The organism is Streptomyces sp. NPDC023481 (assembly GCF_055560195.1).
On the sequence record NZ_JBVHJE010000026.1, the window covers coordinates 17327 to 30063 of the forward strand.

Below are 12737 nucleotides of genomic sequence, written 5' to 3' on the forward strand. Positions count from 1 at the left end.
CGCGGCACACGACAGATTGGGGCAGGGACAGTGAGTGCTTCCTACGAGAAGCTTGTCGAGGCGCTGCGGAAGTCGCTGGAAGAGGTCGGCACGCTGAAGAAGCGGAACCAGCAGCTGCTGGCCGCCTCACGCGAACCGATCGCGATCGTCGGCATGGCCTGCCGGCTCCCGGGCGGTGTCGACACACCCGAGGACCTGTGGGAGTTGGTCGCCGAGGGCCGTGACGGAGTGTCCGGATTCCCGGCCGACCGCGGCTGGGACCTCGACACCCTGCTGGACACCGACCCCGAGAAGACCGGCACCTCCTACGTCGACCAGGGCGGCTTCCTGCACGGCGCCGGCAGGTTCGACGCCGAGTTCTTCGGGATCTCGCCGCGCGAGGCACTGGCCATGGACCCGCAGCAGCGGCTGCTGCTGGAGACGTCCTGGGAGGCCCTGGAAAGGGCCGGCATCGACCCGCTCTCCCTGAAGGGCACCGACGTCGGGGTGTTCAACGGCATCATGGGCGTCGACTACTTCGCCGGTGGCAGTGTCCCGCCCGAACTGGAGGGCTTCACCGGCACCGGCGCCGCGTCCAGCGTGGCCTCGGGCCGGATCTCGTACGTCTTCGGCTTCGAGGGCCCCGCCGTCACCCTCGACACCGCCTGCTCCTCCTCCCTGGTCGCCATCCACCTCGCCGTGCAGGCGCTGCGGCGCGGCGAGTGCACGATGGCCCTGGCCGGCGGCGCCACCGTCATGGCCACACCTGGCCTGTTCATCGACTTCTCCCGGCAGCGGGGTCTGGCCGCCGACGGCCGCTGCAAGGCCTACTCGTCGGCCGCCGACGGCACGGGCTGGGCCGAGGGCGCGGGAGTGGTCGTACTGGAACGGCTGTCGGAGGCCCGGCGCAAGGGCCACCGGGTGCTGGCCGTCGTCCGGGGCAGCGCGGTCAACCAGGACGGCGCCTCCAACGGCCTCACCGCCCCCAACGGCCCCTCCCAGCAACGCGTGATCCGCAAGGCCCTGGCCGCCGCCGGCCTCACCCCCGCCGACGTGGACGCGGTGGAGGGCCACGGCACGGGCACGGTCCTCGGCGACCCGATCGAGGCCCAGGCCCTTCTCGCCACCTACGGCCAGGACCGCGAACGACCGCTGTGGCTCGGCTCGTTGAAGTCCAACATCGGACACACCCAGGCCGCCGCCGGCGTCGCCGGTGTCATCAAGATGATCCAGGCCATGCGGCACGGCGTCCTCCCGGCCACCCTGCACGTCGACGAACCGTCCCCGCGCGTCGACTGGGACACGGGCGCCGTACGACTGCTCACCGAGGCCCGCGAATGGCCGCGACCGGACCGGCCGCGCCGCGTGGGCGTCTCCGGCTTCGGCGTCAGCGGCACCAACGCCCACATCATCCTGGAGGAGGCGCCGGAGGAGCCCGCCACCGAGCCCGTGGCGCCCGCCGAAGGCCCCGTACCGGTCGTGGTCTCGGCGCGGAACGAGGCTGCCCTCGCCGGACAGGCGGAGCGCCTGGCGAAACTCCTGGCCGACGACTCCGATGCACCGCTGGCGGCCGTCGCGGGGGCGCTGGTGTCCCGGCGGGCGGTGTTGTCGGAGCGTGCGGTGGTCGTCGCCGGGTCCCGTGAGGAGGCGGTGGCCGGGCTGGAGGCGTTGGCTGCGGGTGAGTCGTCGCCGGTGGTGGTCACGGGTGCGGACACCGGCGGGAAGACGGTGTTCGTGTTTCCGGGGCAGGGGTCCCAGCGGGTCGGTATGGGGCGGGAGTTGTACGACCGGTATCCGGTGTTCGCGCGGGCACTCGATGAGGCATGCGCCGCGCTGGACGGTCATCTCGGGGCGGAACTTCCGGTAAAGGATGTGATCTTCGGCAACGCGGGCTTGCTGGATCAGACGGTGTTCACGCAGGCCGGTCTGTTCGCGGTGGAGTCGGCGTTGTTCCGGCTGGTGGAGTCCTGGGGTGTACGACCGGACGTGGTGGCCGGGCATTCCATAGGCGAGGTGGTCGCGGCTCATGTGGCCGGGGTGCTGTCGCTGGAGGACGCGGCGGCACTGGTGGCCGCGCGGGGACGGCTGATGCAGGCCCTGCCGGCGGGCGGTGCGATGGTCGCCGTAGCCGCGACCGAGGCGGAGATCGCCGAACACCTCGTCGATGGTGTGGACTTGGCGGCGGTGAACGCACCGGGTGCGGTTGTGCTGTCCGGTGACGAGACGGCGGTACTCGCCGTAGCGGAGAGGCTGCGCGAGGAGGGCCGTCGTGTCAAGCGGCTCACGGTGTCCCATGCCTTCCACTCGGCGCTGATGGAGCCGATGCTGGCGGAGTTCGCCGAGGCGTTGGACGGTCTGACGTGGAACGAGCCGTCGATCCCGGTGGTGTCGAACGTGTCCGGCCGGCTCGCGGAACCGGGCCAGTTGACGGACCCGTCCTACTGGGTGGACCACGTCCGTCGCCCGGTCCGGTTCGCCGAGGGGATCGCCGCGTCCGGCGGGGCGGTCTTCCTGGAACTCGGCCCCGGCGGCGCCCTGACCGGTGCCATCACGGAAACGCTGGACGCGGCCTGCGTGCCCGCCCTGCGCGACGACCGGCCCGAAGCTCAGACGCTCCTCTCGGCCGTAGCCCACCTCTTCGTACGCGGCACCAAGGTGAACTGGGCGGCGTTCCTCCCCGAGGGTGCCACCGGACCTCACGTGGAGCTCCCCACGTACGCCTTCGACCACCAGCACTACTGGCTCCCGGCCCCCCGACCCCTCCTGGACGCCACCGCCCTGGGCCAGGGCGCGGCGGATCACCCGCTGTTGGGGGCGGTGGTGCAACTGCCGCAGTCGGACGGGCTGGTGTTCACCTCCCGGCTGTCCCTGCGCACGCATCCCTGGCTGGCGGACCACGCCATCGGGGGAGTGGTGCTGGTGCCCGGTACCGGGCTGGTGGAGCTGGCCGTACGGGCCGGGGACGAGGTCGGCTGCGGAGTGCTGGACGAACTCGTCATCGAGGCGCCGTTGGTCGTCCCGGAGCAAGGTGCCGTACGGGTCCAGGTCGCCGTCGGCGGGCCGGACGAGACCGGTGCCCGTGCCGTGGAGGTGTACTCCACGCGCCAGGACGTCGGCACGGAGAGCGGCCCCGACGCCTGGACCCGGCACGCCACCGGCACCCTCACCCCGACGGCCCTGGCGACCGGCGGCACCGGCGACTTCACCGCCTGGCCCCCACCCGGCGCCCGGCAGGTCGACATCTCCGGTGGCTACGAGAAGCTGACGCGCGCGGGATACGGGTACGGCCCGGCGTTCCAGTGCGTGCGGAAGGTGTGGCGGCGCGACGGCGAACTGTTCGCCGAGGTCGCCGTGCCGCAGGAGCAGCGGGAGAACGCCGCCGGGTTCGGTATCCACCCGGCGCTGCTCGACGCCGCGCTGCACGCGAGCATCCTGGACGCGGCCGCCGGGGTCGGCGACGGTGCCGTGGCGGACGAGGAGGCGGTCGTACGGCTGCCGTTCGCCTGGAACGGGCTCACGCTGCACGCCTCCGGGGCCACGTCCATCCGGGTGCGGCTGCTGCGGCCCGACCCGGACACGCTGTCGCTCGAAGCGGTGGACGACGCCGGTGAACCGGTGCTGACGCTGCACTCGTTGGTCTCGCGGGCGGTCTCCGGCGAACAGCTCGAAGCGGCGGCGGGCGCGCCCGGCACCGACGCGCTGTTCCAGGTGGAGTGGAACGAGCTGCCGCCCGTGGCCGCCGCCGGTGACGTGCCGGCGGCGACGGTGGTCGAGGCCCGCAGCGGCGCCGGTGAGACGCCCGTGGCGTTGGTGGCGCGGGTGCTGGCGGCCGTGCGGGCATGGCTGGCGGACGAATCCGCCGGGGACGGGCGGGTGGTCGTGGTGACCCGGGGCGCGGTGCCCGCCGGCGGTGACCAGGCGGTCACCGACCCCGGTGGTGCGGCCGTCTGGGGTCTCGTACGTGCCGCACAGGCGGAGAATCCCGACCGCATCACCCTCGTCGACACCGACACCGACACCGACGAGGCCGGTATCGGTCCGGCACTGGCGACCAACGAGCCGCAGGTCGCCCTCCGGGGTCCGGCTCTCCTCGTGCCGCGTCTGGCCCGTGCGGCGGCCGGGTCGGGGGAGCCGGTGCTGGACCCGGAGGGTCGGGTGCTGATCACCGGTGGTACCGGTTCGCTGGCCGGTCTGCTGGCCAGGCATCTGGTGGTCCGGCACGGCATCCGGCACTTGGTCCTGGTCAGCCGTAGCGGTCCGGCGGCCGGCGGGGCGCGGGAGTTGGTGGCCGAGTTGGAGGCGTTGGGTGCCGAGTCGGTCGCCGTACCGGCCTGTGACGTGACGGACCGGGACGCGGTGGCCGCGCTGCTCACCGGCCTCGCGGGGAGCGGGCCCCGGTTGACCGCCGTCGTCCACGCGGCCGGTGTCTTCGATGCGGGCGTGGTCGGTGAGATCGAACCCGAGCGGCTGGAGCGGGTGTTCGCGCCCAAGGTGAGCGCCGTCGAGCATCTGGACGAGCTGACCCGGGAACTCGTCCCCGGTCTGGACGCGTTCGTCGTCTACTCGTCCGTCTCCGGGATCTTTCTCGGTGCGGGTACCGGGAGTTACGGTGCCGCGAACGCCTGCATGGACGGGCTGATGGCGCGGCGCCGGGCGGCCGGGTTCCCGGCGCGGTCGCTCGCCTGGGGCCTGTGGGAGCAGACCACCGGCATGGGCGCCGGCCTGGACGACCTGTCCCGCAGCCGGATGAGCCGCCGGGGTGGCGTGCTGGCGCTCGGGCCCGAGGAGGGCATGGAGCTGTTCGACGCGGCGCTGGGCAGCGACCGGACCCTGCTGGTGCCGGTGAAACTGGACCTGCGCGGGCTGCGCGCCGACGCGAGCGCCGGAGCCACCGTGCCGCCGCTGCTGCGCGGCCTGGTCCGTGCGGGCCGGCGTGCCGCGCTCGGGGCCGGAGGCGAGGGCCGGGACGGGCTGGCCGGACGGCTGGCCGGGCTGGCGGACGCCGAGCAGGAGGCCCTGCTGCTGGACCTCGTCCGCACCCATGTCGCGGGCGTCCTCGGGCACGCCGGGCCGGAGCGGGTCAGGGCCGAGACGGCGTTCAAGGACGCCGGGTTCGACTCGCTCACCTCCGTGGAACTGCGCAACCGGCTGCGCGAGGCCACCGGGCTCAACCTGCCCGCCACCGCCGTGTTCGACTACCCGACCCCGCTCGCCCTCGCCCGGCACCTGCACGAGGAGTTCCAGGGTGTCACCCCGGCCGCGTCCGCCCCGCGGGCCGTGGTCCGGGACCCGGACGAGCCGGTCGCCGTGGTCGGCATGGCCTGCCGGCTGCCCGGCGGGGTCGCCGGACCCGAGGACCTGTGGCGCCTGGTCCGTGAGGGCCGCGACGGCGTCACCGGGTTCCCCACCGACCGCGGCTGGGACCTCGACGCGGTCTACGACGCCGACCCCGAACACGCCGGCACCTCCTATGTCGGCCAGGGCGGCTTCCTGCACGAGGCACCGCTGTTCGACCCGCTGTTCTTCGGGATCTCCCCGCGTGAGGCGATGGCGATGGACCCGCAGCAGCGGCTGCTGCTGGAGACGTCCTGGGAGGCGCTGGAGCGGGCCGGCATCGACCCGCTGTCCCTGAAGGGCACCGACGTCGGCGTGTTCAGCGGCATCATGGGCGTCGACTACTACTCCGGCGGTGACGTGCCGGAGGACGTCGGCGGGTTCGCACTGACGGGCGCCGGGGCGAGCGTGGCCTCCGGCCGGGTGTCGTACGTGTTCGGCTTCGAGGGCCCGGCCGTGACCGTCGACACCGCCTGCTCCTCCTCGCTGGTCGCCCTGCACCTGGCCGCGCAGGCCCTGCGGGGCGGCGAGTGCTCCCTGGCCCTCGCCGGCGGCTCCACGGTGATGGCCGGGCCCGGGATGTTCATGGAGTTCTCCCGGCAGCGGGCGCTCGCCACGGACGGGCGCTGCAAGTCCTACGCCGACGCCGCCGACGGCACCGGCTGGGCCGAGGGCGCCGGAGTGGTCGTACTGGAGCGGCTGTCGGAGGCGCGGCGCAGGGGGCACCCCGTGCTCGCGGTGCTCCGGGGCAGCGCCGTGAACCAGGACGGCGCCTCCAACGGTCTCACCGCCCCCAACGGGCCCTCGCAGCAGCGGGTGATCCGCAAGGCGCTGGCGAACGCCGGGCTGACCCCGGCGGACGTGGACCTGGTCGAGGGCCACGGCACGGGCACCGTCCTCGGCGACCCGATCGAGGCACAGGCCCTGCTGGCGACCTACGGCCGGGAACGGGATCCGGAACAGCCCCTGTGGCTCGGCTCGTTGAAGTCGAACATCGGGCACGCGCAGGCCGCCGCCGGAGTCGCCGGCGTCATCAAGGCCGTACAGGCGCTGCGGCACCGCGAGATGCCCGCCACCCTGCACGTGGACGCGCCCTCCTCCCAGGTCGACTGGTCGGCCGGGGCGGTGCGCCTGCTCACCGAGGCCCGGCCGTGGGCCGACCCGGGGCGGCCGCGCCGGGCCGCCGTGTCCTCGTTCGGGCTGAGCGGCACCAACGCGCACGTCATCCTGGAGGAGGCCACCGGGGAGCCGGCAACGCCGGCCGCCCCGGAGCCGGTGGAATCGGCCGGTGCCGTGCCACTGGTCGTGTCGGCTCGCGGCACCACGGCGCTCGCCGGGCAGGCCGCGCGGCTCGCCGCGTTCCTCGACTCCACCGCGGCCGCGGCCGCCGATGTCGCGGCGGCCCTGGTGACCCGGCGGGCCGTCCTGCCGGAGCGCGCCGTCGTCGTGGCCGGCACCCGTGCCGAGGCCCTGGCCGGACTGGGCGCCCTGGCCCGCGGCGAGAGCAGCCCCGCCGTGGTGACCGGAAGCCCCACCCCGGCCGGCGCCGGCAAAATCGTCTTCGTCTTCCCCGGCCAGGGCAGCCAGTGGGCCGGCATGGGCCGCGAACTCCTCGCATCCTCACCGGTGTTCGCCGAGCGGATCACCGAGTGCGCCCGGGCCCTGGAACCCTGGGTGGACTGGAACCTGGAGGACGTGCTGCGCGGCGAGGCGCCGGACGACCTGCTGCGGCGCGCCGACGTCGGGCAGCCGGCGGCCTTCGCCGTGATGGTCGCCCTCGCGGCCGTGTGGGCGGCGGCCGGGGTCGTACCGGACGCGGTGGTGGGCCACTCGCAGGGGGAGATCGCCGCGGCCTGCGTCGCCGGGGCCCTGCCGCTGGACGAGGCGGCCCGGCTCGTGGCACTGCGCTCTCAGGTGATCGCCGAGCGGCTGTCCGGACACGGCGGCATGATCGCCGTGTCCCTGCCGGAGGCCGAGGCGGCCGCCGCCGTCGCACCCTGGGCCGGCCGCGTGCGGGTGTCCGCGGTCAACGGCCCCTCCTCGGTCGTGGTGGCCGGGGACGCCGACGTCCTGGACGACATCGTCGGGACGCTGACGGCCCGGGGCGTGCGGGCCCGGCGGATCGCGGTCGACTTCGCCTCGCACACCCCGCACGTGGAGGCGGTGCGCGAACCCCTCGCCAAGGCGTTCGGGGACGTCCGCGGCCAGGCCCCCGTCATCCCCTTCCACTCCACCGTCACCGGCGAACGCGTCACCGAGGCCGGCACCCTGGACGCCGACTACTGGTACCGGAACATGCGCCGGCAGGTGCGGTTCCAGCCCGTCGTCGCCGGCCTGCTGGAGAGCGGGCACACCGTGTTCGTGGAGGTCGGCGCCCACCCGGTGCTGACCCCGGCGGTCAGCGAGACCGCCGACGGCGCCGACGTGCTGGTGACCGGCACCCTGCGCCGCGACGACGGCGGCACCGGGCGGCTGCTGGCGTCCTTGGCCGCGCTGTTCGTGAACGGCGTCCCCGTGGACTGGACGGGCGTCCTGCCGGCCACCGCACGCCCCGTGGAGCTGCCCACCTACGCCTTCGACCACCAGCACTACTGGCTGCCCGCCCCCGCCGCCGCGGGCGACGCCGCCTCGCTGGGCCTGGCCGGCGCCGACCACCCGCTCATCGGCGCGGTGGTCGAGGTGCCCGACACCGGGGGCGTGCTGTGCACCGCCCGGCTGTCGCTGCGCACCCACCCCTGGCTCGCCGACCACGCCGTGGGCGACGTCGTCCTGCTGCCCGGCACCGGCCTGGTGGAACTCGCCGTACGCGCCGGCGACGAGGCCGGCTGCGCCACCCTGGACGAACTCGTCATCGAGGCCCCGCTGATCCTGCCCGCGCAAGGCGGCGTACGCGTCCAGGTCGCCGTCGGCGGCCCCGACGACCAGGGCGCCCGCACCGTCGGCATCCACTCCGCGCCCGACGGCGCGACCGGCGCCGACGGCTGGACCCGGCACGCCACCGGCGTCCTCACCCCGGCCCCCCGCACCCGGCCCGCCGCCCACCCCGACCTCACCACCTGGCCGCCGCCCGGCGCCGAACGCGTCGAGGTGACCCCGGAGGACTTCTACGCCGGACTCCGCGACCACGACTACCGTTACGGCCCCGTCTTCCGCGGCCTGCGCGCGGTGTGGCAGCGCGGAGAGGAACTCTTCGCCGAGATCGCCCTGCCCGAGCAACAGCACGCGGCAGCGACGGAGTTCGGACTCCACCCGGCGCTGCTCGACGCCGCCCTGCACACCAAGGCGTTCCTCGGCGGCGGCGAGCACCGCACCATGCTGCCCTTCGCCTGGAACGGGCTCACCCTGCACGCCTCCGGGGCCGCGGCCCTGCGGATCCGGGTCACCCGGCCCGCCCCGGACGCGCTCGCCCTGGAGGCCGCCGACGAGACCGGCAGCCCCGTCCTGAGCGCGGACTCCCTGGTGTTCCGCCCGGTCGCCCCCGAGCAACTGCGCACCGCGGGCGGCTCCGGCATGCTCTTCGGCGTCGACTGGGTCCCGCTGCCCCGGCCCGCGGACCCGGGGACACCGTCGTGGCATCGGCTGGCCACCGCGGAAGAGGTGGCGACCCTCGCCGAGGACACCCCGGAGGGCGCCGAACTGCCCCGCGCCGTCGTCCTGGAGGCCCGGACCGCAGGGCCGGACGACACCCCGCCGGCCCTGACCGAGCGCACCCTGGAGGTCGTCCAGACCTGGCTCGCCGGCGGCGGCCTGGAGGACAGCCGGCTGGTCGTGGTGACCCGGGGCGCGGTGCCCGCCGGCGGTGACCAGGCGGTCACCGATCCCGGTGGCGCGGCCGTCTGGGGGCTGCTCCGCGCCGCGCAGGCCGAGAACCCGGACCAGCTCGTCCTGCTCGACACGGACGACGAACCGGCCGATCTCGGCTCGTTGCTCGGCGCGGTCCTGGCCACCGGTGAACCGCAGCTGGCCGTGCGCGGCTCGGCTCTCCTCGTGCCGCGTCTGGCCCGTGCGGCGGCCGGGTCGGGGGAGCCGGTGCTGGACCCGGAGGGCAGGGTGCTGATCACCGGTGGTACCGGTTCGCTGGCCGGTCTGCTGGCCCGGCATCTGGTGGTCCGGCACGGCATCCGGCACCTGGTCCTGGCCAGCCGTAGCGGTCCGGCGGCGGACGGGGCGCGGGAGTTGGTGGCCGAGTTGGAGGCGTTGGGTGCCGAGTCGGTCGCCGTACCGGCCTGTGACGTGACGGACCGGGACGCGGTGGCCGCGCTGCTCTCCGGCCTCGCGGGGAGCGGGCCCCGGTTGACCGCCGTCGTCCACGCGGCCGGTGTCTTCGACGCGGGCGTGGTCGGTGAGATCGAACCCGAGCGGCTGGAGCGGGTGTTCGCGCCCAAGGTGAGCGCCGTCGAGCATCTGGACGAGCTGACCCGGGAACTCGTGCCCGATCTGGACGCGTTCGTCGTCTACTCGTCCGTCTCCGGGATCTTTCTCGGTGCGGGTACCGGGAGTTACGGTGCCGCGAACGCCTGCATGGACGGGCTGATGGCGGGGCGCCGGGCGGCCGGGTTCCCCGCGCGGTCGCTCGCCTGGGGGCTGTGGGAGCAGACCACCGGCATGGCGGCCCGCACCGACGACCTCACCCGGAGCCGGCTCAGCCGCCGCGGTGGCGTCCTCGCCCTCACCCCCGAGGAAGGCATGCGCCTGTTCGACGCGGCACTGGACAGCGAACGGACCCTGCTGGTGCCGGCCAAGGTCGACCTGCGCGGGCTGCGCGCCGACGCGAGCGCCGGAGCCACCGTGCCGCCGCTGCTGCGCGGACTGGTCCGCGCGGGGCGGCAGTCGGCGCGGGCCGCCGTCACCGGGGACGAGCGGCGCCGGCTCGCCGAACGCCTCGCCGGGCTGCCGGCCGGGGAGCGGGCCGAGGCCCTGCTGGAGCTGGTGCGCACCCAGATCGCCGTCGTCCTCGGCTACCCCGGCGGCCACCAGGTCGACGCCGGCCAGGGCCTGTTCGAGATCGGCTTCGACTCGCTGACCGCCCTCGAACTACGCAACCGGCTGGGCGAGTTGACCGGCACCAAGCTCGGCGCGGGCCTCGTCTTCGACCATCCGACGCCCGCCCTGATCGTCGCCCACCTGACCGAGCGCCTGTACGGCGAGGACGCGCCCGGGCCCGTGGCCCTGTCCGTCTGAGGCGTCCACGCACCGCACCGACCCCGAAGGGAGTAATCGCCGCATGTTCGACGTGGATGCCTACCTCCGCCGCATCGGCCGGCCGGAAGGACGACCGAGGCCCGACCTCGACACCCTGCGCACCCTGCACAAACAGCACCTGATGAGCCTGCCGTACAACGTCGCCGGGCAGGGCTTCGCCGACGGCGTGCACCTCGTGGACATCGACGAGGACGAGGTGTTCCGCACCGGGATCATGGAGGGCCTGGGCGGCACCTGCTTCCAGCTGAACCGGCTCTTCTTCCGTCTGCTGACCGAACTGGGCTACGACGTCTCCCTGTTGGCGGCGAGCACCGCCGAGGGCCGGGAGAACTTCGGCACCGAGATCGAGCACATGTTCATCCGGGCCGTCCTCGACGGCGAGGAGTGGCTGGTCGACGTCGGCTACCCGGGACCGTCGTACCTCGAACCCCTGCACGTCGGCGACGAGGTGCAGACCCAGTACGGCTGCCAGTACCGGCTCGTCCGCGGCGACGACGGGGTGATCGCCGTTCAGCGGCGCGGACGCGTCACCCGCTGGGGCACCGTCTACACCTTCCGGCTCCAGGCCCGCCAGTGGCACGACTGGAAGGACCTGGAGGACCGGGCCCGCGCCCACCACGCGGACGCCGCCGACGACGACGGCCAGGGCACCCTGTGCGGCCGGACCTTCCACAACGGCCAGGCCGTGCTCAAGGGCCGCCGGTACCTGGTCGTCCGCGACGGCCGCGAACGCGTCCGCACCGTCGTGGACGACACCGAACACCGAAGGCTCGTCGGCGCCATCCTCACCGGCGACCTCGACCCCGCCGACCTCGCATGACCGGGCGGCGGACCAACCCGACCAACGCCACCAGCACACGACCGGAAGGACATTCCATGGGCAACACAGCGGCCGACGTCGTCATCATCGGTGGGGGACCGTCCGGCGCGGTGAGCGCCTACACCCTGGCCAGGGAAGGGCACTCCGTGGTCCTCCTGGAACGCGAGGAGAACCCGCGCTTCCACATCGGCGAGTCCCTGCTGCCGTACATGATGGGCCTGTTCGACCGGATCGGCATCCGGGAGGCCGTGGAGAGCGGGGGATACGTCCCCAAGTTCGGCGGCGAGTTCATCGACCCCACCGAGACCAAGTTCTTCTCCGGCGTCTTCCGCGCCGACTTCGCCAAGCAGGGCGAGGGCCGCTACGACCGGGCCTTCCAGGTCCAGCGCGCCAGGTTCGACCGCATGCTCGTCGAGGAGGCCGGCAAGGTCGGCGCCGAGGTGCACTACGGCGCCACCGTCGGCGACCTGCTGATGGAGGGCGACCGCATGGTCGGCGTCCGCTACACCAAGGACGGCGAGGAGCACGAGGTCCGCGCGCAGTACGTGGTCGACGCCAGCGGGCGAGCCGGGCGCATCGCCCACAGGTTCGGGCTGCGCAAGACCCTGGAGAAGCTCCGCATGGTCGCGGTGTTCCGCCACTACGACGGCCTGGACGAGCAGCACAACCTGGGTGTGGAAGGCGACATCCAGGTCGGCGCGCACGCCGACGGCTGGGTCTGGGCGATCCCGCTGTCCAAGGACGTCATCAGCGTCGGCACCGTCATGCCCCGCGACGTCTTCCGCGCCTCCACCCCCGAGAAGGTCTTCGAGGAGCACCTCGCCCGGGTCCCCCGGATCACCACCCGGCTGACCGGCACCCGGCCGATCATGGACCTGAAGGTCGAGACCGACTACTGCTACCACACCGACACCGTCACCGGCCCCGGCTGGGTGATGGTCGGTGACGCCGGCTGCTTCGGCGACCCCATGTTCTCCGGCGGCGTGCTCGTCGCCTCGGCCACCGCGGTCCGCGCCGCCGAGAACCTGAGCCGGGCCCTGAAGAACCCCGAGGACGCCGACCGGCTCATCGCCGAGTACGAGAACTTCTTCAAGACCGGCTACGACACCTACATCCGGCTCATCCACGCCTTCTACGACGGTGAACTGGTCGCGGTCGCCGCCGACGCCGGCCGCACCACCGACCGCGACACACTGGAGCGCTACCTGATCCGGCTGATCGGCGGCGACTTCTGGAGCGAGCACAACGCCGTCGCCCAGGAGATGCGCCGGCGCACCGAATGGGACACCTTCGAACCGTTCCAGCGGGTCTTCGGCTGCCCGTCCTACCCGCACCTGGACGAGCAGGACCGCAAGGAGCGCGCCGAGTCCCGGGTCCGCCGGGTGACCGCCGGCCAGTAGCC

General features: G+C 73.9%; 2 protein-coding genes and 1 pseudogene. All 3 read left to right on the plus strand.

The features are described from left to right. Positions 1-57 precede the first annotated feature (57 nt). A pseudogene (locus ACZ3ZD_RS34975) lies at positions 58-10494 on the plus strand (type I polyketide synthase); the annotation flags it as partial. Positions 10495-10537: 43 nt separating this feature from the next. Next, positions 10538-11335, plus strand: a complete 798-nt coding sequence (locus ACZ3ZD_RS34980) for an arylamine N-acetyltransferase (RefSeq protein WP_467406750.1) — start codon at positions 10538-10540, stop codon at positions 11333-11335. A 56-nt stretch (positions 11336-11391) separates the two neighbouring features. Further along, positions 11392-12735: an NAD(P)/FAD-dependent oxidoreductase gene (locus tag ACZ3ZD_RS34985; RefSeq protein ID WP_467406754.1), complete on the plus strand. Its 1344-nt coding sequence runs from the start codon at positions 11392-11394 to the stop codon at positions 12733-12735. The last annotated feature ends 2 nt before the right edge of the window (positions 12736-12737 follow it).